Source organism: Burkholderia sp. LA-2-3-30-S1-D2 (assembly GCF_001523915.2).
GTDB classification, from domain to species: Bacteria; Pseudomonadota; Gammaproteobacteria; order Burkholderiales; family Burkholderiaceae; genus Burkholderia; species Burkholderia diffusa.
In genome coordinates this window covers 123,346-149,442 of sequence record NZ_CP013385.1, presented here as the reverse complement: position 1 = coordinate 149,442, position 26,097 = coordinate 123,346, and the positions used below count along the sequence as shown (strand labels likewise).

The following is a 26,097-nucleotide window of genomic DNA, read 5'->3' as shown; positions in this document are numbered from 1 at the left end:
GTCGCCCCCGGCTACTTCTGCAGCAGGATTTCCACGCGGCGGTTGCGCGCCCGCCCTTCCGCGGTATCGTTTGACGCCGCCGGATCGGCTTCGCCTCGCCCGGTCGCCGCAAACGAATCCGCCTTCAGCCCATGTTCGCGCAAATACGATGCGACGGCCTCGGCGCGACGCCGCGACAGCGACAGATTGTGTGTATCCGAGCCGGTCGAGTCGGTATAGCCGGCCACGTCCACCCGCGAGAATTGCTTGTCGCCCTGACGATTCAGCAACGTGTCGAGCGCGGCCTGCGCGGTGGGCGTCAGCGTGGCGGAGTCGGTCGCGAAGTACGCATCGCCCGTCAGGCTGACTTTCTCGGCGGCCACGGGCGCGGCCGGTGCGGCTGCCGGGCCCGACGCGGCGGGAGCGCCGCACTGGAACACGAGCGAGCGCGGGTCCGCGCCTTCGCGGTACGGCGCCGTGGAATCGATCGTGCGCACGGCGCCGCTGCCGCACATGCGCGTCGCGACTTTCATGCAGGTCTTCTCGCTCGACAGGATGCCGTGGCAGTCGACGCGGAAGGTCCTAACGCCGTCGCGCGGCTGCAGTTCGTATGCGTTGTACGTCGGCCCCGATGCGCTCGAACACGCGGCCAGGGAAACGACGGATGCCAGCAATGCAAGATGGTGTTTTTTCACTTGATAACTCCGAAAATGCCATGGGCGCAGCGAATGCGATGCGCTCGGCGCAGCCGCATTCGCATGCGTTCCGTGTGATTCGCTCCGGCAGCGCGTGCCGGAGCGAACCGATGCGCGCTCGATCACTTCCACTGATACAACATGCCGGCGCCGACGACGCGCTGGCTGCCGGCGAAACCGCCGTTCAGCGTCGCCTTCAGGTTCTCCGTGATGCGCGCCTGCATGCCGACCGCCATGGCCTTCTGGCCCTGGAACGTCGCCGTACCGACCCCCATCGCGAAGTTCGAATCGCGGTCCATGTGCGGGATCGACGCCATCGCGGCCGTTGCGGCGATCCCCTCGCGCGCCATCGAGTCGGTCTGCTGGATCTGCTGCTGCATTTGTGTGAGTTGGTTGTTGACCGTGTTCAGCGACTGCGTGAACTGGTTCGACACGGCATTCAGCTGATTGACGTTCACCGCGTCGGTGCCCTGCGTGCCCGCCGCAACGTTGGCGACCTGCCGCGGCGAATCCGCCGAGCCGACCGCGACCACGTTCGACCGGCCGCCGTCATTGCTGCCGGCGCCGATCGCAGCCGAGTTGTTGCCCGACGAGGTCGCGCCGACACCAAGCGCGGTCGAGCCGTTGCCGGACGCCGTCGACGCGTTGCCGACCGCCGTGCTGTTCGAGCCCGATGCCACCGAGCCCGAGCCGCCCGCCGACGAATTCGAGCCGACCGTCACCGGATCGATCTTCGTGCCGGTCGGATTCGTCGAATACGAGCCGTTCGCCGTGCGCTGGTCGATCAGCGTCGTCAGCTGATTCGCGACCGAGTCGAGCTGCGACACGTTCACCGCGTCCGTGCCGTTCTTGCCTGCCGCAAGGCCGGTGATCTGCCGGTTGCCGACGTTCACTTCGCCTACCGACGATTGCGGGCTGGTCAGGCCGTACGCGATGTAGTTCGTCAGTGCGCCGACCGTCGTCAGCGAACCCGCGCCGAGCGCGACGCTGTTCGCGAACGTCGACGACGCGCCGGCCCCGAGCGCGAGCGCATCGGTCGCGGTGCTGCGCGCGCCGGAACCGAGCGCGACGCTGCCCACGCTGACCGCGACCGCATTGGCGCCCTGCGCGACGGACTGTGCGCCGGTCGCCGTCGCGCCGCTGCCGAGCGCGATCGCGTCGGCTTGCGCGGAACTCGCGGCCTGCCCGATCGCGATGCCACCGGGAGCCGTCTGGTCGACGATCGCGCCGTTGCCGATGCCCACGCCGTTGTCGCCGTTCACGACCGTCGTCGGCCCCACCGCGACCGATTCCGCGCCGACCGCGAGCGAATCCGCCGCAGTCGAATTCGCGTGGAAGTACTTCTGGGGCGTGACCGCGAACGACTGCAACGCGCCGGTCAGCTGCCGCACCGTTACTGCATCGTGTTGCCCCGTGCCGTCCGCGACATTGGTGATCTGGCGATAGGACTTGCCCGTCGCATCGCCGAGCGACACCGCGCCGAGCAGCTTCTCGTCGGTCGTATCGAACGGAATCGACACGCTGCCGTTGCGCAGGAACCCGGACGACTGCACGATCGGACGATCGGACACCGAACCCGAGCCGAGCGCGATGCCGCCGTCCACCCGCGAGATCGCATTCGGCCCGATCGCCACGCTGTCGACGCCGAGCGCCTGGCTGTCCGGTGCGGTCGAGTTCGCGTGGAAATACTTGATGCCGTTCGCGTTGATGTTGTCGATCGCCGAGCCGACGTTGTTGTTGACCGTCGTCGAGCCGTCGCTGTTGTAGGTCACGTAGGACGGCGCCGAGATCGCCCCGGTCGTCGGGTTGTAGGTCGCGCCGCCGCCGAGCGCGCCAGCCGTGCTGTTGCCGAGGTTGGTATTGTTGTTCGCGATCGAGCTGAGGCCCGTGGACAGCGAGCCGATGCCCGTCGACGTCGCGGTGGACAACGACGTCAGGCTGCTGTTCGTGCTCGACAGCCCGGTGGACAGCGAGCCGACGGTCGTCGAGGTCGACGTCGACAGTGACGAAATCGCACTGGTCGTCGAGCTGAGGCCGGTGGACAGCGAACCGATGCTGGTCGACGTGGCGGTCGACAGCGACGTGACGTTGCTGTTCGTCGTGCTCAGGCCCGTGGACAACGAGCCGATCCCCGTCGACGTCGACGTGGACAGCGACATGATCGCGCTATTGGCCGACGACAGGCCGGTGGACGTGGACGTCGACAGCGATGTCACCGCGCTGTTCGTCGAACTCAGGCCGGTAGACAGCGAGCTGATCCCCGTCGACGTCGACGTGGACAACGACGTGATCGCGCTATTGGCCGACGACAGGCCGGTGGACGTGGACGTCGACAGCGATGTCACCGCGCTGTTCGTCGAGCTCAGGCCGGTGGACAACGAGCCGATCCCCGTCGACGTCGACGTGGACAACGACGTGATCGCGCTATTGGCCGACGACAGGCCGGTGGACGTGGACGTCGACAGCGATGTCACCGCGCTGTTCGTCGAGCTCAGCCCGGTAGACAACGAGCCGATCCCCGTCGACGTCGACGTGGACAGCGACATGATCGCGCTATTGGCCGACGACAGGCCGGTGGACGTGGACGTCGACAGCGATGTCACCGCGCTGTTCGTCGAGCTCAGGCCGGTGGACAACGAGCCGATCCCCGTCGACGTCGACGTGGACAACGACGTGATGCTGGACAGCGTCGACGTCGACAGCGACGTCACCGCCTGGTTCGTCGCATCGAGCTGCGAGCCGTTGATCGCATCCGTGCTCGACGAACTGATCCGCCCCGCAGCGACGTTGGTGATCTGGCGCTCGTGGCCCGCCGCGCCGACGCTGACGACGCTGGTCGGATTGACGCCGTTGAACGTATACGTGACGCCGCCGATGGTGCCGGTCGAGGTCGGATTCGGCGCAGCCGTCACCGACCCGGAGCCGAGCGCGACGTCGCCGGCGCTGGTTGCCGCCGTCGCGCCGTCACCCAACGCGATATTGCCGGCCATTCCCGCCGCGCCCGCTGTCGAACCGTTGCCCAGCGCGACGCTGCCCTGACCGATCGCCTTATTGTTGTTGCCGATCGCCACCGCGCCATTGGCTTGATTGGAGACGGTCGCAGATGCGGTGCCGTCGCTATTGGCAATGTTGTTCGCGCCGCCCGTGAAAGCCCCCGTACCGCTGGCGTAACTCGGATCGCCGATCGCTACTGCACCGTTGCCGACGGCGGTGTTGCCCACGCCGATGGAAACCGCCGTGCCGCCCGTGGCGGTGGCGCCCGTGCCGATCGCCACGGCGTCGCCCGAATCGGCGACGGCGCTGCTGCCCATGGCGATCGCGTTGGCGGCCGACGCATTGGCGGCATCGCCGATCGCCACGGCGGCGATGCCGGTCGCGGCCGCGGTCGCGCCGAATGCAGACGAGAACTGCCCTGTCGCCTGGCTGCCGGTACCGACCGCCGTAGCGCGATAGGTCGGCGTGCCAGTGTTGTTGCCGGCGTTCGACGAAGCGCCGATGGCGACACTGCCGTCGTCGGTCGCCGACGACGCAGCCCCCAAGGCGACCGTGTTCGTCGCGGCGGACGTTGCCTGCGCGCCCAGGGCGATCGCGTTGAGGCCGGTCGCAGTGCTCGAGGTTCCTGCTGCGAATGCGTTGGTCTGCGATGCCGTCGCGCTGGCGCCCAGGGCGGTTCCCCCTACGCCGGTGGCGAGCGCGAGATTGCCGAACGCAAGGCCGAACTGCTGCGTCGCGCTCGATTGAACACCCATCGCGATCGAACTGACGCCCGATCCAACGGTGTTCACACCGAACGCAATCGCATTGTTGGCGCTGGCCGTCGTATTCGAGCCCATCGCGATCGAACTGGAGCCGAGCGACTGCGTGCCCGAACCGGGCACGCCAGCGGTGCCGCCCCAGCCGATCGCGATCGACGTGGTGCCCTTCGCGCCGCTGTTGACGCCCATCGCCACACCTGAATTTCCGGAAGCCAGCGCGCCACTGCCCACCGCAACACCGGCCGCGCCCGAACTCGTCGACTGGTTGCCGAGCGCCACCGAGCCGGTATTGGTTGCGTTCGACGCATAGCCGAGCGAGACGCTTTGCGTCCCGACCGCGCTCGCCCCGAGACCGAGCGCGGCCGCATACTGGCCGGACGCCAGCGCATTGTTGCCGAGCCCGACGGCCGAAACGCCGGTCGCGGCCGCGCCGCTGCCCATCGCCACCGCGCCGCTTTGGGTCGCACTCGAGAGATTACCGACGGCAATCGCGAAAGCGCCGCTGCTGATCGCCTGCACGCCCAGCGCCGCGCTGTTGAAGCCGGTCGCCTGCGAATTGATGCCGATGGCCGTCCCGCCATCGGCCATCGCACGCGCGCCGGGGCCAATCGCCGTGGACGACTGGCCCGCCGCCGTCGACAGGTTACCGTAGGCGGTGGCATTCACCTGCGACGCGACGGAACCGTTGCCGATCGCGGTCGAACTTGCGCCGCCGGTCGCGGAGCCGCCACCCGCCGAATATTGCGCATGCGCGCCGGCCTGGAACAGCCCGAGATACGCGGCCGCCATCATCACGACGAGTCGTCTGGGCGACAGCGCCGGCGGCGTGGCGATGCCCGCGTCGGAACCAGCGTCCGCCGCATGCGTGCACGCGCTTCGCGACGACGCAACCCGCTTGCCGCGCGCGCGGTCGAACTCCGACGCCGCGACCCAGGCGCCCAGTGCTTCGTTCCAGATCGACTTGAACGACTTGTTCATCTTGTTTTCCCTCGGTTCACATGTGCTGGATGACGCAACAGCGAACGCGGCCGGGCGAAGACTGTCTCCGCCTCCGTTTTCACCCGCCTCGCGACGCGCCGCAACCTACTTCGGACTTCTAACTTCAAAGCCGGATGGCTCTGCACGACACACGCGACAGACGTCGCGAGCACGCGACCGCACGCGGCCCGTGTCCGGACGACACGAGGCACGACAACGCTCGCGGTTTATCGAATCACGGAAACCGGGCCACTGGACCGGGGCGGCGCGCGGCGCGCCACACCGCGAAAGAACGCGTGCGCACGCCGTCGCGCCGAACCTCAGGCGACCTCGAATCTCATGAGAGGGCGTCGTTCAGACGCCGGATGGACGGATGCCGCACCGAATCGGCGCGCGGCCCGCGCAGTGTCATTCGGGGGGAGGATGCCCCCACGTGGCCCCCTGAGCAGATACATGCGCCGCCGGCCCGCGGCCGCTGACAGCCGACAACAGTTCGCGAGAACCGGTGCTTTGATCTGCCATGCTTTTGATGTTCATGTTTTTTCGTGCCCGCCTGATTCGAGAGTGGGTTTCGCGCAACCGCCTCCCGGAGGATCGAACCGCCCGGCGATCGACGCGAACCCACTCACTCTTTCCATCCTGGCGCGCATCTTCGATTCCGGATTTCCGGAATTGAAGATGACTGCCGGATGACCCCTGCACTGAATTAACTTACTGACTTTCTTTGACGATTTTTTGTCGCCTGATGTGCCAAACTCGCATCTGCCTCATGATTCATCGATCATTTTTCATATCGGTGCATTCGATGAGCGATGAAGCCCGCATTGCCCTCGTGCCGACCTTCGTTGCACCGCCGTCGTCCCGAAAAATGGGATTTGCCAGCATTCAATGTCACATTGAATGCAGCATTCCCGGAAAAACGGCAGTAGCAGAAAATTTCGCGCAAAACCGGGTCATGCCGAAGAACCGATTCCAGCCGCGTCCCGCCAAGTGTGCAGGGCTTCCTTGGATCAAACCTTTTCCGCAGCGGACAAATTGTTTTCTGGAGCGGACGTTATTTACATTCATACGATCCGATGCAGCCAAACGGATATATGTGAAAGTATTTTTAATCAACCACAAATAAAACCTTAATCACGGAGACTATGAATTGATGAACTCGATCCACCACCACTCCGGCCATCTTCTCGACAGAAAGAGCACCAATTCATCTACTGGGCCAATTCGATGCTCATGCCATTCAATCGGTAATAAAATCCCGTATTTAATATCTAAATCGGAATTTTTTTCCACCCGATTTTCCGCCCCCGGCTGCGGCGATCACGACAGACCGTCGCGCTGTCAAACATGCCCACACGCGGTGGACGGAATCCCCACCGCCGGCATCTTTGTCGGCATATAATTTTTCGCAACAATCGCGCACACAGATGCAGCGAGTCCGCCCCGGCCTACCCCTAAGCTTTAGCAACCATGTCATCCCGCTCGTCCAGTTCGGCGTCGCCCCGCGCCACGCCGGATCTCGTTGGCGCACACATTCTCGTCGTAGACGACCGCCCGAACGACCTGCGGCTCCTGACGGAAATCCTGCGCGCCGCGCGGTGCCGGATCAGCGTCGCATTCGACGGCCTGCAGGCCTATCACCGCGCGCAGGCCATCGCACCCGACCTGATCCTGATGGATGTGCGGATGCCGCGCATGGACGGTTTCGCCGCATGCCGGCTGCTGGGGTCCACGTCATCGACGCAGAACATTCCCGTCATCATCCTGACCGCCGCGGGCGATCTCGAGGATCGGATCGCCGGGCTCGAAACCGGCGCGCTCGACTACATCGTGAAACCGTTCGAACCGGCCGAGGTGATCGCCCGAATCCGCAATCACCTGAAGCGCACGCGGCGCAGCCAGCCGTTTGCGCACCTGCCCGAACTGCCCGATCACCCCGACGCCGCACTGGTGCGCGCGGCGAGCGAGATCCTGCTGCGCGAACTGCACAATCCGCCGGCGCTCGACGAACTCGCTCGGCAGGTCGGCACGCACGAAAAGCGCCTGTCTCGCGTGTTCCGCGATCACCTTGGCCAGACCGTGTTCGAATATCTGCGCGATACGCGACTGCGCGCGGCGAAGCACTTTCTCGCGGAGACGTCGATGGGGATCGGCGACATCGCCGAGGAGATCGGCTTTTCGACACCAGGCAATTTCGCCACGGCGTTTCGCGAACGCTTCGGCATCACGCCGTCCGAATGGCGGCGCCAGCGACCGACGGTCGACGCGCCGCCGCCGTCGCATGAACACCAGCGCGATGCATAGGCACCGCGCGTCCGGCTGGCTCGCCGTCCTGCCGCTCCTGGTGGCGCTGGTGGCCGCGTGCACGGCGCCCCGCGCCGACGCGACGGAACCATCCGGCCAGACCGCGCGCATGGAAGCGGTGTCGATCGTCGAGGATCCGGGCGCGGCGATGTCCGTCGGCGAGGTGGCCGCGCGGCTCGAAGGTTCGGCACGCGGCGCGCCCGCGGCAGCGCAACCGTCTTTCAACATCGAGTTTTCCCGCTCGGCGTGGTGGGTAGGCGCAACGCTGGCCAATCGCGACAGCGTCGAGCGCGCGCTGGTGCTCGCGATTCGCGACGCACGCGTCGACCAAGCAGACTTTTATGTCGATCGCGGCGGCGCGTGGACGCTCGCCGCCCGATTCCCGGCGGATAACGGCAACGCGAATCGTGCGGCTTCCCGATATCCGGTGCTCGACATGACGCTGCGCGCGGGCGAACGGCTGCCCGTGCTGATCCGCGTCACGTCGCGCAAGGAAATGCGGCTCGCGCCGGCCGCGTTCACCCGCGACGCGTGGGACGCGCAGGAACTTCACGCCGCAATGTGGAACTTCGGCTTCTTCGGCGGGCTGCTCGCACTCGTATGGTGTGCACTGCTGATCGGTTTCTTTTCGCGTAGCGGCATGTTCGTCGTGCTGGCGGTGCTGGCCCTGGGCACGACGCTGTTCGAAGCGACGTACCGCGGCTATACCGCGATGTATCTGTGGCCCGGCGCCTACGCGTGGTCGGCGCGCGGCGAGGTGATCTTCGCGTATCTGTCGGTCGCGTGCTTCATCGTCTTCATCCTGATGGTCGCGCACCGCGAGAAGGCCGGCATGCCGATGCGCGCGGTCTACGTTGCGTTCCTCGCGCTCGAATGCGTCGGCATGGCCGGCGCGGCGTTCGGCGACCTGCTGACGTTCACGTGGTTCTGCCTGCGGCTGAACACGGCGATGGGGATCGTGAACATCAGCCTCGCGCTGATGCTCGTGATCCGCCGCACGCCGACGAGCCGCGTGATGCTGATCGCAGTCACGTTCGCCTCCTTCAACATCCTGCTCCGGATGCTCGACGGTGTGAACGCGATGCCGGCCTGGCTGTTCTGGCTGAAATCCGACCTCTATCCGAACCCCGTCATCGCGATCATCGGGCTCGCCACGCATCTGCTGGTGCTGGCCGCATGGATCGACCACGTGGGCCGCCAGCGCACCGACGCGCGCAAGCGGCTCGAGCACTGGCAACTCACCGAACAGGATCGCCTGCGCGATGAAGTGGCGAAACGCACGGTCGCGCTCAACGACGCGCTGCAGCAGGCGAGAACGCACATGCAGCAGAAGATCGAGACGCTCGGCTATGTCAGTCACGACCTGCGCGCGCCACTGTCCACGATCAACGGCTACGCGAAGCTGCTGCTGCAAAGCGCGACGCGCAGCCAGGCGCGGCTGATCCGGTCGATCGACCGCAGCATCCGCTACCAGCTCGCGCTGATCGACGAATTGCTCACCTTCACGAAGGCCGAACTGCAGCCGCTCGGCATTTCCCCCGACGTGACCGACCTGCCCGGCCTGCTGAACGATATCGGCGACTATGCGGTCGCGCTGTGTTCGCAACAGGGCAACCGGTTCGACTATCGGCCGCTGACGCCGCTGCCGCGCAAGCTGTCGATCGACGGCATCCGGCTACAGCAGGTGCTGCTCAACCTGCTGTCCAACGCATCGAAGTTCACGCGCGACGGCACGGTCACGCTGTCGGTTCGCGCGTCGCGGGAAGGCGCTGCATGGCGCCTCGTGTTCGAGGTCGCCGATACGGGGATCGGAATCGACATCGCCGGGACGCGCGACATCTTCCGCGCGTACCAGCAGGTCCAGGCCGTGAACGGCGGCACGGGGCTCGGGCTGTTCATCGCACAGCGTATCGTCGGCGCGATGGGCGGCGAGCTGGCCGTTACCAGCCGGCCCGGCGTCGGCACGTCGTTCTCGTTCCCGGTCGTCGCGCCGGCCGTCGGGCACGCGCTCGTGCCGGTGTCGTGGCTCGTCCGGCGGTTTCGGCCGGCGAGCGATGCCGGACCCGAGACCGCCGCCCCCGTCCTGCGCGGCCCGTCCGACGATACGCTCGACGAACTGATCCGGCTCGCCGGCGAGGGCCGGCTCACCGATATCGAGGAATGGCTCGGCCGGTTTGCGGACGAGCCGGACCATGCGGCCTTCGCGCAGGCGACACGCGAGCACCTCGACGCACTCGATCTGCATGCGATCGAGAAGCTCGCCGGCTCGCTGAAACGCGCGCGTATCGCGGAGACATCGTTCGACGCCGAGACGGATACGGCCGGGCCGACCCGGTAGCGCGGCAATGCGCCCGCTCCGGGTCCGACGGGGCCGCCGTTCGACCGCCGTTCGACGCCGCCGACGATCGGCCCGAACCGCGCGTGCCCGAATTGGCCCGGCATCGCCGGCCAGTCGAGCTCGCGCCACGGATTCGACGCGGCGGCGCCATGACCTGAGGCGGAATTTTGTGACCAATCAGGCAGTGAGTCTCGCGTCGATATGATCGGAATCCAGCCGGGCTCGACGGACCGTGGCGGGCGGTTGGTAGCGATGCGCACTATGCGGCCGGCGCTCGTTGTAGAACTGTCGCCAGCGTTCGACCAGCACCTTTGCATCGGCACGGCTGCGTCAGGATGACATCCTACGACCTCAGGCTGGCACCGACTTCGATCGCCAGGCACTCGCGGGTATATTCATCGATCACGCAAAACATCTTCAACGCTCGCCCATCGACCAGTTGGTCGGTGCACGAAGTCGTAGCTCCAGACCGAATTCGGTTGTGTCGCACCGGGCAGGCAAATGTCGTTGCCACAACGACGACGGCGAGGCCGCCGCCGCGGAATGTTGAGCTGCAAGGCTCCACATTCGTCGCACGCGCGATTCGCCCAGCGCCAGCCAAGCCGACATGCGCCGGTAGCCGAAGCGCGGCAATTCCTGCGCGGCCGCCATCAATTGCTCGCCGAGGCTCCGATCCTTCTCCGGTTGCTTGAGCGTATAGGTGGCCACCCGGCGGCTCCGCCCCAGATAACCACATGCCTTGCGGTGCGAGACACCCCGCCGAGTCAGGACTTCCAGCGCTTCGCGCCGGCCCGTTGGGGTGCTCATTTTTTTCGGCTGAATTCCTTCAGGCCGTCGATGACCGGCAATTGCTCGGCAATCAGGCGCTTGAGCCGCTCGTTCTCCGACTCCAGATCCTTGAGCCGAAGGGCGTCGGCCACATCCATGCCGCCGAACTCGTTGCGCCAACGATAGAACGTCTGTTCCCAGATGTTGTGGCGCTTGGACAGATCCTTCACCGGCTCGTCCCGGCTCTCGGCCTCGCGCAAGATTCGGATAATCCGCTCGTCAGTAAATCGCTTCTTCATCGAGTTCTCCTTGCCTCTAGGACAAAAGAGAACTCACTTTCCAATGGCTACAAGAAACGGCTCAGGTCATGCCGAAGAAAATTTATGGAAACAATCGGATAGTGTCGCCAGAAGAGGCATTGAGGTATGCAGCGCAGTCACCTGTCCAACTCCCCCACCACGCGCATGTGCGCAACGATATTCGACCGCGGCGATGACCGGAGTTGATTCAGTGTTTCTCGATGAACTTGCGGGAAGCGAACAATTCGGCATCGTTGCGGATACCGAGTTTGCGATATGCGGATTGCTTTTGCGCGCTGATCGTCTTGGGACTTCGGAAGAATTTCGACGCGATCTCCGACACGGACATACCAGCAAGAAAGCACCGCAACACTTCATGCTCGCGCGGGCTGAGCAGCAAGTCCGCCGCCGAACAAGAATCGGGCGACGGCTTATCGTCACCGCTAGCGTCCCTCGGTTCGGCCCCACGCGAATCTGTCGTCATGCCCCACCTGATCCGGTTCGAGAGTTCGGCGCTTAGAAATGAGTGACCACTTGCCACGACGCGGATCGCGCGTGCGAGCTCACCGAGATCCTCGCTCTTGCCGAAAAAACCGAGCGCACCTGCGCGCATCGTCATGTTGACGGTTGCCGACGTATCGTTGCTCGACATCATCAGCATCCGACAATCGGGGAATCGCGTATTGATGAGCTTGACGAGATCGAGGCCGTCGATCTCGTCGGGACCAAGCGTGTAGTCGAGTAGCACCACATCGGCGCGGTTCGCTTCGAGCCAGCGAATCAGGTCGCGCGACTTGCCGAAGCTCGCTACCAGTTTGATGGAGCTTTTCTCGGTCAAGTAATTTGCAATCCCGAGTTGGACGATGGCATGGTCGTCCAGAATCACGACGCGGATCGGCTGGTGCCCAGGCCTCATAGTTACCCCTATCGTTGTTGTATACGGCGCGAAACGGCTAGCCCCGATATTGTCGCGGGATGCCACCCATGATTATTTCGACTAGCTTACCGGCTTTTGGGGCAATTTTTAACCCTGGTGACTCAATGTGCAGGTCCTGCGATCGCAGTGCCGCATTGCGTTTCCGCAACGCGCGACCTATGATGTCGGTCTCGTTTTTCGGTTTTACCTGCGGCCATCTCGGCGTCCGATACTCGTCTGAGGACCGTCCACGGCAGACCGGCCAACAATCTGGTTGAACAACGTGAGCAAGCTGAGTTTGAAACGATGTGCCGTGCTAATGAGCGCAATCGTCTGGCTGACGCCCACGTTCGGATGGGCAAGCAATTCGCCGCAATTCACAGCTGAAGAGAAGGCGTGGATTGCCGCGCATCCGGTGGTGCGCACCACAATCGATCCACACTGGCGCCCGTTCGAATTTCGCGACCACGGGAAAGTAGTTGGCATCGTGCCGTCGTACCTCGATGCGATTTCGCGCGTGAGCGGATTGCGCTTTGAGTATGTCGACGGCCTGTCCTGGGCGGACTCGCACGACGCCCTGATGTCCGGAAAGATCGATGTGGTGCCCGACGTATCGAAAAGCGCAGATGTGTCGATGTATCGCGCCGGCGTCACTGTCAGCCAACCGTACTTCGTCGGCACGATGTTCGTGGTTGCGCCGGAACACCTGAACCTGTTCGTCGATTCCCGCAATCTGGCCGGCAAACGAATCGCGATCAAGGGCAACGGCGGGCTGGAATATGCGATTCGCCAGAGCGGCCTGCCCGTGACGCTGCTGACCTATGACGACGAACAGGATGCGCTCACTGCCGTCGTCGACGGAAATGCGGATGTCGCCCTCGGCACGGACATATCAATCATGCCGCTGCTACGCCGACAGTTCCTGGGTCGGCTGTTCCTGGCGGGCGGCCTGCCGGACCGGCCATATGCGCTGGCCCTGGCAACCCGCAGCGACATGCCCCTGCTCGCATCCATTCTCGATAAATCGTTGGCTGCGATTCCCGCTCGCACGGGCGAGGAGATTTCACGCCAATGGATGGAGTCGACTGACTACGGCGAGCCGACTCTGCGCTCAATCCTTTACTACCGACGCTGGCAGGTTACAGCAGCCGGCGCCACCGTGTTCGCGCTAGCAGCAATCGCGTTCCTTTCGTGGCGCGCACGCGCCGCTGCGGTTCGCAGCGAGCGCGAAAAGGCAATGTTCCTCGCGTTCGTGAGCCACGAGATCCGCACGCCGATGCACACGATCCTTTCGTCGCTCGAGCTGCTGCAGCAGTCGCAGCTCACGCCGAAACAGGCAGGTCGAGCGGATGCAGCCGTTGCCGCCTCGGAATCGCTGCTGACGCTGCTCGATGACGTGCTCGAATACTCGCGACTCGAATCGCACAACGTCACACTCGCGCCCGAACCAACGCAAATTGAGGCGTGGTTGCGCCGCAGCGCCGACATGGTGCGCTGGAGGGTCGACGAGAAAGGGCTGGACCTTGCGCTCGAACTCGCCTGCCCAGCCGATTTGACCCTGCTGATCGATCCGGTCCGCACGCGGCAGATCGTGTTGAATCTGCTCGTCAATGCAATCAAGTTTACGTCGGAGGGATCAGTCTCGCTGCGTGTCGACTATCTGGAAGGTAAGCCGAACACTGCCGGTTCACTTGTGATCGAAGTCCGCGATACCGGGATCGGCATCCCGCCCGCGCGTCAGAGCCACATCTTCGAGCCCTATCAGCGCGTCGAGGAGCCGGGCAGCCGTCGCGTGAACGGCAGCGGCCTGGGCCTGTCGATCTGCCGCGAACTGGTTGAGCTCATGAACGGAGTGATTACCGTCAGCAGTAGCCCCGACAAAGGCACGATCTTCACCGTGATCCTGCCTGCGCAACGTACCCGATGGGTAGCCGGCCGGAATGCGGTCGTGCCGGAGGCGCCTTCACGCGAACCCGACACGACCGATACGCCGGCTTCCGAGCGAGTCGTCGAAGGTCCGATGATCCTCATCGTCGACGATCACGAAGCGGTTCAACATGCGATCCAGCATCAACTTGATGCGCTCGCGTGCCGTTCGGCCATCGCCGGCAACGGCGCGCAAGCGCTCGATCGGTTCGAGCGCACTCAGTACGACATGGTGCTGCTCGATTGCAATCTGCCGGACTTCGACGGCTACACGGTTGCACAGCGCATGCGCGCCAGCGAGCAGCAACGCGGACAGGCGCGCACACCGATTATCGCGATCTCGGCGTCGACGGAAGATGCACATCGTGAGCGCTGCTTCGACAGCGGAATGGATGGGGTGCTCGGCAAGCCGCTGCGGCTCGAAGCGTTGCGGCAGATGATCGATCTTTGGTGCCCGGCAAGCAAGCGTGACAGGCACCAGCCGCCTGTCGAACCAACCCCAATAGCAGGTCGGGAATTCTCAGAGATCTACCGTCGAAGCATCGACGCGGATCTGGCGGCTCTGAGCACCGCGCTCTCGGCCGGCGATGCTGACAAGGCGCGCTATATGGCGCATAGAATCAAAGGGGCAGCCGCGATTGCCGGGCATGCGGGGACGAGTAACCTGGCAGCCGAGCTCGAGCGCATGCTGGAGGCCGTGTCCGACGCGATTCCTGGCAATGTCGGCCCGCTTCATGATGATTTGTTACGCCAGCATCGCATCGAGACGGCTACGCCGGATTCAGGCCAATCCAGGCCCTGCAGCACGCGCACATAAGCCTATGTGGCTGCCGCCTGATCCGGTGCAACACCCGCATACGCGGGGCACCACATCGCGATCATCTGTCGCAACGCTTCGAGTCGCAGCGGCTTGCCGAGCACCCCATCCATGCCGCTCTCGAAGCAACGCACCTTGTGCGCGTCGCCGGTATTTGCCGATATGACGATGATCGGAACGTATCGCCCCTTTCTTGCAGACTCGCGTTGACGGATCGCGCGTACGAGCGCGCAGCCATCTACGTCTGGGAGATTGCAATCCAGCAGCACCATGTCGACATGCGTGCGTGCGAGCTGCTGCAACGCGGCCTCCCCCGAGTCAGCGATGATGCCGACGCAGCCCAGCGCCTCGCATTGATCCTGCAGCGAATCCCGTACGGCTTCGTTATCATCGACGATCAGGATGTACGGTACTTTTCGGCATGATTGGGCCGCGGGTGCTGGTGGGCTCACCGGCGCCCACGCGGTTGACTGTGCCGACGACGCGTTATCCGTGACTGCAACCGGCAGCTTGACCGAGAAGACGGTCTCGACACGCGGTGTACTGCTGACCGTAATCGTTCCACGCATTAACTCGACGAGCTTACGGCAGATCGCGAGGCCGAGCCCGCTGCCGACTCCGCCGGAACGTGAAGCACGATCATCTTGCCAATACGCATCGAACAGATGCTTGAATTGATCCGCAGCAATGCCAACTCCCGTGTGGCCGACTTCCAGAAGCAGCGTCCTGTTTCGCCGTCGGCGGGTCGCGGAAATGCGAACACGCAACGTAACGGTGCCGTCATCCGTGAAGTTGATTGCATTGACTAACAGGTTCAGCACGATCTGGCGCACGCGAACCGGATCGATCTCGACATGCAGCGCCGGAGGGATCTCGATGTCTAGCGTCATCGAGATCCCCTTGGATTCGGCACGCCAGCGCACCATATCGACGGTTTCTCGGGCCCAGGACTCGAGCTCCACTGCCTCCGCGGCAAACGTCACCTTGCTCGACTCGAGGCGGGTGTATTCCAGGATGTCGTCCAGCAGCGCCAAGAGCGTTTCTGACGCGGACACGGCAGCATCCGCGCGATCGGCCTGTCGTGGCGGCAAATGCGAGCGACGCAGAAAATCAAGCGACGACAGAACAGTCTGCATCGGCGTGCGGATCTCGTGGCTCACGAACGCGAGGAACATCGCCTTGTCCAGCTTGCTGCGAATCGCCGCCGCGCGGGATTTCCAGTAGAGATAGGCGAACAACGCGAATATCAGCAACGTTGCAGCAATCGCGACCACCTGCGGCGCGCGATCATGCAGGATTGAGCGTAGTGTCGGCTTGCCGTTGTCGCCGAGTTCAACCCAGTCCTGCGTGATCGCAGCGGTTTTGCTCACCGGAATCGCTGCAAGCGACTTGTCGATGATCGACGCCAGAATCGGCAGATCGGCGCGCGTGAGCATGGCCAACGACACGGGGCGATCCGCCAGCATGCCGGACATGTAAAGCTGCCCCGGGAATTGCCGGCGAACGATCGGCAGGATCGTGACGTCGATGCCAAGCGCGGCGTCGGCTTCGCCGTTGGCCACCGCAGCAAGTGCGAGTTCCTCGGTGTCGAACGTCAGCACGTCGAGCGCGACACCGCTATGACGGGTGAAGTATTCGATCGCGCCTCGCCCCTTGATCGCGACGCGCCGGCCTTCGAGCCGCTTCAGACTGAAAACCATCGCGGAATTGTCACGTGTCACGGCGGTCATCCGTCCTACCAGATAAGGTGTACTGACTAGTGCGTCGCTGCCGACACGGTCAGATACCAACTCTCGCCACACACCCGGCAGCAAATCCACCTTGCCGGTAGCGAGCGCGTCGTACGCACGGCCCCATTCCGTCCCAGGCACCGTGTCGAACGTGAGTCCGGTCATTTTCGAAATCGCGTTCAGGTAACCGGCGACAACACCAGCATGCTGTCCGTTGCGTACATATTCGATAGGACTCCAGTTCGACTCGACTGCTATATGAACGATCGGGTGTGCGTCGATCCATCGCAGCTCTTCATCGGTGAAGATCGGTTTCTGCCAAAACGTTGAAGCCACCGCGCCAGGCAGCAAGACCACGCAGACAACCAGAAGCAATGCACGACAGAGCGAACGCCATTGGGTCCAGCGCGAAGCGCGTATGTTTTTCATGATCGATGCAGCTTAGATATGTGACGATGCTGATGGGATGAATCGCGAGCCGCCGCGGCGTCGCGAGCGGGACTTTGACTCAGGCGACGCATCGCACAAAGCCCGACAATTTGCTTCTCGTTCAGGTGTCGCCGTCAGAATCCCGCAGGATGAACGTCGGATCACCACGCCGCTGCCGGCTCAGGTGTTACGTATGGGAGACCCTGAGAATGCAACACCCACATATAGAAGGCTTGAAGAAGGTTTGAAAGGTACATCGCGCGCGAACTTGTCAACGGTCGTGCGCGTTGTTGCGCGCATTGTTTAGTGGGGATTCTGTATTACAAAGTGACGCCGCAACATAAGAATTGTCCTAAAAATGGAAGGCGACGTCACCCGCGCCACGGCTTCGCGGAGGACTGTTAGCAATCAAGGCGTAAATGACCCGGCCTTCCGCCGTTCTCCCGGAAGGGTTCACTAGCCTGTATTGCGTTGCTCGAACTGAACCGGGCTAAGAAAGTTCAGCGTTGAATGCCGACGGTGCAGATTGTAGAAGCGCTCGATATAGTCAAACACATCGGCACGCGCTTCGTCACGGGCGCGATAGACGCGTCGGTTCACGCGCTCGGTGTTCAGGGTACTAAAAAAGCTTTCCGGCCCGGTCTACCTGACACTGCCCGGGCCTTGCGGAAGGCAAAATTTATCGCGTTGGTTGATCCACGATGCAGGCGTCCACGCCGGACAGAAGCTCCGCATTCACGTCGAACGCGGCAAGCTCACCATTACCGCCGCTCAGATCGCTCCCGCTGTAACGCAAGCCGAGCAGATCACCATCGGCCCGGATCACCGCCAACCTCGATAACGACAAGGGCCGCAACTGCGGCCCTTGGTCCTTACTGCATTTCGGATAAGTACGGTAATCCCCCCGTTTTCCACGGGGTTCAGAAGTAGAAACTAAGCGGCCATGGCCAACCGCTGCTTTGGCGTAAATCCGCCCAAGGCCATGTTCGGGCGGTCATGATTGTAAGTCCACATCCAATCGGTCGCGAAACGCTGCACGTGGTCTAAGTCTTCCCAGTGGTACTGCGACAGCCATTCGTACCGCACGGTCCGGTTGAATCGTTCGACATACGCATTCTGCTGCGGCTTGCCCGGTTGGATGTAGTCGAGCCTGATGCCGTACTGTCGCGCCCATTCGATGATTGCCGCGCTCAGATACTCGGGCCCGTTATCGCACCGAATCGCTTTTGGCCTGCCGCGCCAACCGATGATCTGCCGCAGCGCACGGATCACGCGTTCGGACGGCAATGAGAAGTCGATCTCGATGCCGAGTGCCTCGCGGTTGAAGTCGTCGATCACGTTGAACAGCCGGATGCTGCGTCCGTCGGACAGTTGATCGTGCATGAAGTCCATCGACCAAACCTGGTTGACGGCGCACGGCACCGCCAGCGGCTCCGGGACCTGCCTGACCAGCCGCTTGCGCGGCTTGATCCGCAAGTTCAACTCCAGTTCGCAATAGATCCGGTACACGCGCTTGTGATTCCAGCCGAAGCCTTTCACGTTGCGCAGGTACAGGAAGCACAGTCCGAAGCCCCAGTTCCGGTGGTTGTCCGTCAGGCGCAGCAGCCAGTTCGCAATCTCGTCGTTCTCGGCGGTGCGCCGACCGACGTACCAATAACAGGCCTGGCTGATCCCAAATGCCTCACATGCCAGCCGGATCGATACGCCCCGGCTGGACACCGCATGCATGGCCATCTCACGCCGGCAAGATGGCCTCAATCTTTTTTTGCGAGCGCCTCCGCTACGATCTCGGCCTTGATCTTCTCCTCGACGTACATCTTGCGCAGCCGGGCGTTCTCGGCCTCCAGTTCCTTCATCCGCGCGATCAGCGAAACGTCCATCCCGCCGTACTTCGAGCGCCATTTGTAGAACGTCGCCGTGCTGATGGCCAACTCCCGGCACAGGTCCGGCACCGACAGCCCCGATTCCACGCGCTTGAGCGCGTCCATGATCTGGCTGTCCGTGAATCTCGATTTCTTCATGCTGTAGAACTCCCTCAACGAGAAAATTCTACTTCTGATCACACCGGTTTTTCGGGGGGATTACCCGCCGGCCGATGGCTGATACACGATGCCGGCTTCCACGCCGGACAGAAGCTCATCGTTCACGTCGAACTCGGCAAGCTCACCATTACCGCCGCGCAAATCACCCCCGATTGCAGCTAAACACGCTAACCACAAGGGCCGCAACTGCGGCCCTTCGGTCATCTTTCAACCCTACCGAGAATTTCAAGCTCATCCCAACTTGGGGGAAACCCATGCTCGGTCAGATACGAAGTTACATCTGTTGCGCTGTCAGCCGAGATCTTATTTGGGTCATCACTTTCCCAGAGCAAATCACATTCAACACAAGCTATAACTCCCTTACCTGTACTTTTTACGCGGATATATACCAAATCCCCGTATTCACCACATGTAGGACATAACATCTCTAACCCTATTGAACTGGATAGGCAGTAACGACTTGATTCGTGCCAGCCTTCGTGACTATTCGTACTGTACTTTCACCCTGCGTTCCGATTGCTCGACCCATAGCAACTTCATATACATCGTTCGGACCACTTCGAGTTGGTGCACCTCGCTGTTTCCACGCCTCATCAACAAGATCCAGCGAACTGCCGCGCTTACATGTGCAGAAGACAGAATGTTTAGGCTTGTTCATATTCGGCGACTCGTGATCCAGAACGTGCTTTACACGATTGCCGTGTGCTGAGCCCTGGCCATAACTCAATCCATTCGGAGTACTCCAAGTACCCGTACTTTTGTTATGTCTTAGCTTTATCAGTCCAAGCGGATCGATCCACTGAACAGGATTGGGCGCGTACTGCCATGAATTCAGCCCCCCGGCCAGCCCGATCGGGTCCTTTGATACAAAGCGCCCCGTATTGGGATCATAGTACCGATGCCGGTTGTAATGCAGCCCCGTCTCATGGTCATGGTACTGCCCCTGGAAGCGGATGGGATTGGCGATCAGCGCCTTCCCCGAGGCCTTTCTGATTGCCTCCTGCGCAACGCCCCACGCGCGGTACTCCGCGCTCCACGCAATCTCGCTGTGCTCGTCGGTCAGCTCCTGCGGCGTACCGAGGTGATCGCACTGGTACCACGCCAGGCTGTCGATGGCTGGTGCGGGCGGCGGCGGCAACCACAGCGGGTCTTCATCCTGTCGGTAGTAATCGCCATACTCGGGCTGGTCGAGCAATTCGATGGCGTCGTCGCGCACCGCCTGCGCCACCGGCACAAAGCTGCCGGGCTCGTACACGTAGTGCGTGGTGCGCGCGCCGAAGCCGTCCTCGTCGGCGATCTTGCTCTCCCACGCTAGCGAGTCGCCGTCCCAGCCGTACAGCGTGAAGCCACACTGCAGCTCGCGGTTGCGCTTCACACGCTCAGCGCGGTTCCAGTGTGGCCCCGCTTCCCTTCTTTCCTCGTAGTGCGCCTGGCTGTGCTTGGACAGGCGCCGCCCGAGCGCATCGTAGGTGTAGTCGACCTTCAGGCGCTCGTCTTCGTAGTGGGTCAGGCGGTCGAACAGATCCCAGGTGAAGCGACCTTCCTTGCCGTTGTGCCAACGCTGGGTGAGGTTGCCGCGCGCGTCGTACTGGTAATGGGTGCCGGCGTATTGCTTGAGCAGGTTGTCCAGCGCCTTGATGCGTGGCAAGCGCTGGCGCTCGGCTTCGCGCATGGTTTCCGGGTCAATCAGGTTGCTCGCCGGGTCGAAGTCAAACGTCTCGTGGCCGAGCCGGCTTTGCGCTTCGAGCAAACGGCCCACCGGATCGTAGCGGTAGGCGAGCTGCCCGCGCCGCGTGTCGTTGATGTCGGTGAGCTGGCCGCTGGCGTCGTAGCGGTAGCGACGTACCAGCAGACGGTTACCGCCTGCGGTGTGTGTGGGCGCAGGCGTGTCGCGCGTCAGCACCTGCTCGCTCAAGCGCCCCATGGCGTCCCACTGCTGCGTTTGCAGCAGGCGGTTGCCTTGCAGGCGCGCGACCTCGCGGTGCAGGTCGTCGCGCTCGTAGCTGACGAGCTCGCGCTCATCGAGCTGCAGCGCCAGCAGGTGGCCGCTGCCGTAGGTGAGCCAGCTGACGCGGTGACCATCCGGGCGCACGGTAGCGATGCGCTGGTTCAGCGCATCGTATTCGTGCTGCCACACGCCCACCAGCGGCTGGCCCAGGCGGGTGTAGTGCTGGTGCTCGCGCACCAGGTTACCGGCCGGGTCGTGGAACCATTGCAGGCGACTGTCGGCATTGCTGGCCAGCGCCAGGTTGCCGTTGAGGTCGTAGGCGAAGGTCTCGATCTGCCAGTCGGCCTTGCGCGGGGCTGCGTCGCCGGTTTGCAGCGCAGCGCGCCGCTCGGTGAGGCGACCCGTCGGGTCGAAGGCGTAGGCGGTGATGCGCTGCCCGTCGATGGCGCGCGCCAGTTTGCCGGTCTCCTCCTCGTACTCGTAGCGCGTGATGGCACCGTCGAAGCCGGTTTCCGCCAGCAGGCGGCCCACCGGGTCGTAGTGGAACTCGGCATCGCGGCCGTTCTCGTTGCGCAGCGCGGTGAGCTGGCCGAGCTTGTCCCACTGATAGCGCAGGGACTGGCCGGCGGCGTCCACCCGCTTGGCCAGCAGCCCGGCTTCGGTGTAGTCCCATTCGGTGCGCCGGCCCAGCGCATCGATGTGAGTCAGCAGCCGGCCTTCGGCGTCGCGCTCGAAGTGCTCTTCGGTATCGTCCGGGTAGCGGATCGCGGCGAGCTGGCCGGCCTCGTGGCGGTAGCGGGTGACCTGCCCGGCCGCGTCGGTGAACTGCACAAGCTGGCCGCGCTCGTCGTAGGCCCATTCGCTGGCCTTGGCCGAGCAGTCCACGTAGCGAGTGAGCTGGCCGCTGCTGTTGTACTCGAGCTGCCTGGTCTTGCCGCTGGCATCGGTGATGCCGATCGGCAACCCCATCAAGTTGTACGCATACTCGGTCTTGTTGCCCAGCGGGTCGATGGCCTCCGTCAGGCGGCCGCGGGTATCGTAGTCGCGCAGCCAGAGGCCGCCTTCGGCGTCGCTGATCTTGATGAGCTGGTCTTTGCTATCCCACGCGTAATGCACGGTGGTGCCGTCCGCGCGGATGTGCTCCAGCAGGTTGCCGTTCTCGTCATAGGCGTAGCAGTCCTCGCTGCCGTCCGGGTGGATATGCTGGACGACGTTCTTCGCCTCATCGCGGAACAGCCATTCCTCACGCTGATCGGGATGGATGATGCGGTACGTGTAGCCCAGGTGATCGTAGTAGTGCCAGGTCTCCTGGCCATGGGCATCGGTGACGTAGGTGAGGCGGATGTTCTCGTCCCACTCCAGGCGGGTGTCGAAGCTGCCGTCGTCGGCCCATTCGCGCACGGCCTTGGCGTCCGGCCCGTCGCCGTGCCATTGCAGGTTCATGCCGCGGCCGGTGCGGTCCGTGTAACGGGTGATCAGGTGGTGCTGGTACTGGTAGGTCCACGCGGCGGCATTCTCGTCCTGGGCCAGCGTGAGGTCGCCCGCTTCGTCATAACGGTACAGGCTCAGGCGGCGCAGGGGTTCGTCCTCGCCCATCAGCCACAGGCCGGTGATGCGGCCAGCCTCGTCCACCAGCGTGCCCAGGTGGGTATGCGGCTGACTGGGATCGTCCTGGTAGGTGATCAGGTCCGACAGCACCGCGCGATTGCCAACGCGGTGGTCGTAGCCGAGCAGCAGCCCGGCACCGCCGCGCAGTTCGATCCGCACCAGCAGGTAGCGGTCGCCGTGGCGCTGGTAGGTCTCGCGGCGTTCGTAGCCACGACACAGCACCAACTCGTGATCGCGTACACGAACCAGCGTGAGGTCTTCGATGCGATCTTCATGGAACTGTCCGACCTTGGGCAGCGGGTAGTCGTGGCTGCGCCCGTCGGCGCCATGGTAGCGCAGGCCTTCGCCCCGCACGTCGAAGCGCGTGGTGTATGGCGTGATCCAGCGCGCGCCCAGCTCGCCATCATCGAAAGCGCCCAGGCTGGAGCGGTAGGTGCGGGTCCATTCAATGGGGAACGGACCCGGCAAGGCGAAGTCGGTATGCGCGATGGTCTCGCTGCCCATGGCGAAGCTGATGCTGCCGCAACTGCCGACACACGTGCCGTTTTTCTGGGGCTTGGCATCGCCCTGGGCCCTACGTTCGACGGGGCGCGGCTCCAGCGGCTGCCCCGGGTGGCTGGCCTTGCTGATGCTGGTGGTGCCCGACTTGACGTTGGCGCCATGTCCCCGGCCTGGTCTGCGGGCGAGCACGGCACGGGCCAGGCCCGCGATGATCCAGCCGATGCTCTGCTCAATGTTTTCGTCGGCCAGACGGCGAATCTGCCGACCGAGTTCGGGCGACAGCCGACGAAGTGCTGCGGTCTCCCGCAGCACTGCTTCGCAGGCGCGCTTCGGTATCGCCATTGTCGCCAGGTTGAGGCTGGCCTTGGCCACGCTCGCCTGGAATTGCGTGGCGGCGCCATACACATTGGTGAATACGCCGAGCGGGTCACGCCAGAGTTTACCCGTGGCCTCGAACAGTTCCGCCTTCGCCGCCTTGAGATTGCCCTCGGCATCCAGCTCGCTCAGCACGATCGCGTCCAGGCCGTTGGCCAGGTCAACGATCAGCGCCTCTCCATACTGGGCGGCCGCTTCGATGAAACCGGACAACTCGGCCCGTGCCTTCGTCACGAAGTCTTCCAGGCTGCCCTTGATGCTGGCGTTCAAACTGGTAGCGAGCACCGTGAGCATTGCCTCGCCGACCAGTTGCTTGCCGCTCTTGCGCAACTCCTGACGCACCAGGAACAAGCCTGGGCGCAAACTCATGCGGGCAGCCGCTGTGCCGGGCAAGGGCACCACGCCCATCAGGTTGATGCCCAGGCTCACCCAATCGAGCGTATGGCGCTCTTTACTCTTCGCGAGGGTGACGATATCGCCGAACACGTCCGCCAGTGCGAGGATGTTGCCCAACACCGGCAGCGCACCGGCCATGGTGGAGATACGTTCCAGCGAGATCGTGCCGTCGCTGATGCTGATCAGCCAGTCGTCGAAGGCACTGATGCTCTGCCCCACGTCGGCGGGTTGGATCAGATTCACCGGGACGACGGCTACTTGCTTTGCTCGAGGTACTGCGGCGTTGCTGTTCGTGCTATCCATCGCGGGTTAATCGGAATGTGAAATTGGAATCGATGAGCCGCAATCCGATGCGGCTTCTTGTGATGGGAGCGCTGTGTCCGGGACCAAGCCTTGTTCAGGGGGCAAGGGCGCCCCTCTGTCGCGCCCGGTGCCTCTTGACGCTCGCTAAGGCGTCAGTTGTACGGGGGCCAGCACGCTGAGATCGAGTCCACTCGCCTCGAATCGCTGCATGACTTCTCTTAAAAGGCCGTCATCGCTGGTCAGGGAACCGATCGCCATCGCAGCTTCCCGACATTTCTCGAGGCTTTCAGCACAACGGTGATCAGCAGGCATCCTGCTGGCCCGCGCCGCGATATTGATTGCCAATATGGCGATCATGATGTTCGGGACATATTTGCCTTGATAGAAATCGGCAAACCAAGCATCCAGGCGCTCCCATTCGCGCCGGCCAACGTCGCCCGCATTCTCACAATCGTCAAAGCTAACGGCACGGGAAGTTCCGCCCGCACCGGTGCAGACGAGGGAAACCTTGCTTCCTGCATACCAGGTAGCCACCCGCGACGCCTGGTTACCATGGGCTATCGCCCGTACTTGGGTCGCACCCGTGTCGGCATACACGAGCACCGTACGATCAGGGTCGTCTGGCCATACCGCCTCAACAATGCCGGACACAAGTACGCGTCTGCTCAGGAACCGGTGATCGGCCTTCTCATCATCTTTGCTTTGGTAAACGCGCGCGATGTCCTGTGCTGTCGCAACGTCGATATTCAAGACCTGTGCGGCATAGCTCTGTTGTCCCGCCGCGAATGCGCCCACGTCATCCTGTCGGCCGATCGTTAGGAGAGCAGTTTCAACCTCACCAGGAACATAGCTGCCAGCGATACCCGACCCTGGAACAAGCACCGCGACAAGTAGGGTGCAGAGTCGCAAACGCGCACCGACACGTCGCGCCGAACGATGGACTTGATCGCTTCGAGAAGCATTAATCACCTCGCCCCGGTAATCGTCCACGTTCACGACTCCCAGTGCTCCCCGCCTCCATACAGGCGAGAACCGTGTCCTTTGCATCCTCCAGCGCGTCATCGCACGGACTCCTCGAGGGGCTTGACCTTGGCCAGTTCGCGCTTGTGTAGTTTCTCGAAATCCCGGAGGTCGAGACCAGCATCCTGGAACCGCCTGATCACGCCCGCCAGAAGTTGTGGATCTTCATCAAACGATCGAACCGCTGCGAAAGCAGCGTCGCATTTTTCTTTGTCATCTGGGCAGCCACTATCAAGCGGCAAAACCTGCGCGTACAGCGCAATGTTGATTGCCAGCGTAGGAATGGTGATGTTCGCAGCGCGCTCGCCCGCATAGAAATCGGACAGGTAAGTCCGCAACTTTGTCCAAACCATCTTTCCCAGGTCGCCCCCGAACGTGCAGTTCACGAAGTGGACACCGCCCTTCACTGCTTTCGAAAGTAAGCACCCCAAGGTGACCTTGCCCCCGTCCTCTAAGAGGCGAGCACGGGCGGCGGCGATCGGCTCCAATTGGGCATGAATTTGAAACCCATTTGCCGCGTCGAACATCACCATCAGCGAACCACTTTCGTCTTCACGACGCGATGCAACGACACCAGAAAGCAACACATATTTCCTTGAAAATTGGCGATTTCCAATAGATCGCCCTTTTCGGTAGGCCCGAGCAATCTCGTCCGCCGTGGCCGTAATCACAGCCACATTCAGTACATTTCCCGCATAGGTCTGTCGACCTTGCAAGAAGTTGTCGATGTCATCGTCCATGATCGACTTGAGCACGATGACTTCCGATTGACTTGGAACGTATCCTGCCGCGACCGACAGACCTGGGACAAATCCTGCAAGAAGAATCGCAATCAGCTTGATCTGGCTCCATCTCCTCAAGTCATTGCAGCGAACGATCGCTAGTAGGCCGCACAAGCTAAGCGATAAGCTACGTGTCATCGATATACCCTCCTAATCCTTCGAGGCCGGAAGCCTCACCACGTCTTGCT

At 63.0% G+C, this 26,097-nt stretch carries 14 protein-coding genes and 2 pseudogenes; 4 read left to right on the top strand and 12 right to left on the bottom strand.

Features of this window, described 5'->3' with window-relative positions:
* Positions 1–11: 11 nt before the first annotated feature.
* Together WS66_RS29640 and WS66_RS29635 are read right to left on the bottom strand one after the other, a co-directional pair.
* Positions 12–674: an OmpA family protein gene (locus WS66_RS29640; protein WP_059605282.1), complete on the bottom strand. Its 663-nt coding sequence runs from the start codon at positions 672–674 to the stop codon at positions 12–14.
* Positions 675–796: 122 nt separating this feature from the next.
* Positions 797–5,407 carry a YadA-like family protein gene (locus WS66_RS29635; protein ID WP_108064774.1) on the bottom strand — a complete coding sequence of 1,537 codons (4,611 nt, stop codon included), beginning with the start codon at positions 5,405–5,407 and terminating at the stop codon, positions 797–799.
* Positions 5,408–6,212: 805 nt separating this feature from the next.
* Between WS66_RS29635 and WS66_RS33865 the strand changes: the two genes are divergently transcribed.
* The 3 genes from WS66_RS33865 to WS66_RS29625 all read left to right on the top strand — a co-directional run bounded on the left by WS66_RS33865 (position 6,213) and on the right by WS66_RS29625 (position 10,049).
* Positions 6,213–6,533 (top strand): hypothetical protein, encoded by a 321-nt coding sequence (locus WS66_RS33865; protein WP_159086600.1) that lies wholly within the window; start codon positions 6,213–6,215, stop codon positions 6,531–6,533.
* A gap of 344 nt (positions 6,534–6,877) precedes the next feature.
* Positions 6,878–7,711 (top strand): response regulator transcription factor, encoded by an 834-nt coding sequence (locus WS66_RS29630; RefSeq protein WP_059599158.1) that lies wholly within the window; start codon positions 6,878–6,880, stop codon positions 7,709–7,711.
* Positions 7,704–10,049 (top strand): sensor histidine kinase, encoded by a 2,346-nt coding sequence (locus WS66_RS29625; protein WP_059599159.1) that lies wholly within the window; start codon positions 7,704–7,706, stop codon positions 10,047–10,049. The genes WS66_RS29630 and WS66_RS29625 overlap by 8 nt, the downstream gene beginning before the upstream one ends.
* A gap of 177 nt (positions 10,050–10,226) precedes the next feature.
* Here the strand turns inward: WS66_RS29625 and WS66_RS29620 are convergent.
* Together WS66_RS29620 and WS66_RS29615 are read right to left on the bottom strand one after the other, a co-directional pair.
* Positions 10,227–11,116, bottom strand: a pseudogene (locus WS66_RS29620) (transposase).
* 208 nt (positions 11,117–11,324) lie between these two features.
* The gene (locus WS66_RS29615; RefSeq protein WP_269467504.1) at positions 11,325–12,002 is read right to left on the bottom strand and encodes a response regulator transcription factor; all 678 of its coding nucleotides are present in this window, start codon (positions 12,000–12,002) and stop codon (positions 11,325–11,327) included.
* Positions 12,003–12,351: 349 nt separating this feature from the next.
* Here WS66_RS29615 and WS66_RS29610 point away from each other — a divergent pair, with 349 nt between their 5' ends.
* On the top strand, positions 12,352–14,775 hold the full coding sequence (locus WS66_RS29610) for an ATP-binding protein (RefSeq protein ID WP_059599155.1): 2,424 nt from the start codon (positions 12,352–12,354) through the stop codon (positions 14,773–14,775).
* A gap of 2 nt (positions 14,776–14,777) precedes the next feature.
* Here WS66_RS29610 and WS66_RS29605 read toward each other — a convergent pair whose 3' ends face one another.
* The 8 genes and pseudogenes from WS66_RS29605 to WS66_RS33850 all read right to left on the bottom strand — a co-directional run bounded on the left by WS66_RS29605 (position 14,778) and on the right by WS66_RS33850 (position 26,047).
* On the bottom strand, positions 14,778–16,934 hold the full coding sequence (locus WS66_RS29605; protein ID WP_059599154.1) for an ATP-binding protein: 2,157 nt from the start codon (positions 16,932–16,934) through the stop codon (positions 14,778–14,780).
* 456 nt (positions 16,935–17,390) lie between these two features.
* Positions 17,391–17,567, bottom strand: a pseudogene (locus tag WS66_RS29600) (IS3 family transposase); the annotation flags it as partial.
* A 46-nt stretch (positions 17,568–17,613) separates the two neighbouring features.
* On the bottom strand, positions 17,614–17,760 hold the full coding sequence (locus WS66_RS33860; RefSeq protein ID WP_159086599.1) for a hypothetical protein: 147 nt from the start codon (positions 17,758–17,760) through the stop codon (positions 17,614–17,616).
* A 107-nt stretch (positions 17,761–17,867) separates the two neighbouring features.
* A protein-coding gene (locus WS66_RS29595) for an IS3 family transposase (protein WP_108064773.1) occupies positions 17,868–18,955 on the bottom strand; the annotation gives its coding sequence in 2 pieces (ribosomal slippage) (positions 17,868–18,694 and positions 18,694–18,955; 1,089 coding nt in all).
* Between the two features lie 60 nt (positions 18,956–19,015).
* On the bottom strand, positions 19,016–19,180 hold the full coding sequence (locus tag WS66_RS33855; protein WP_159086598.1) for a hypothetical protein: 165 nt from the start codon (positions 19,178–19,180) through the stop codon (positions 19,016–19,018).
* Positions 19,181–19,409: 229 nt separating this feature from the next.
* Positions 19,410–24,107, bottom strand: a complete 4,698-nt coding sequence (locus WS66_RS29590) for an RHS repeat-associated core domain-containing protein (RefSeq protein ID WP_108064772.1) — start codon at positions 24,105–24,107, stop codon at positions 19,410–19,412.
* 144 nt (positions 24,108–24,251) lie between these two features.
* Positions 24,252–25,097: an OB-fold protein gene (locus WS66_RS29585; protein ID WP_159086597.1), complete on the bottom strand. Its 846-nt coding sequence runs from the start codon at positions 25,095–25,097 to the stop codon at positions 24,252–24,254.
* Positions 25,098–25,165: 68 nt separating this feature from the next.
* A complete protein-coding gene (locus WS66_RS33850) occupies positions 25,166–26,047 on the bottom strand; it encodes an OB-fold protein (protein ID WP_159086596.1) in 882 nt (293 codons plus the stop codon).
* Positions 26,048–26,097 lie beyond the last annotated feature (50 nt).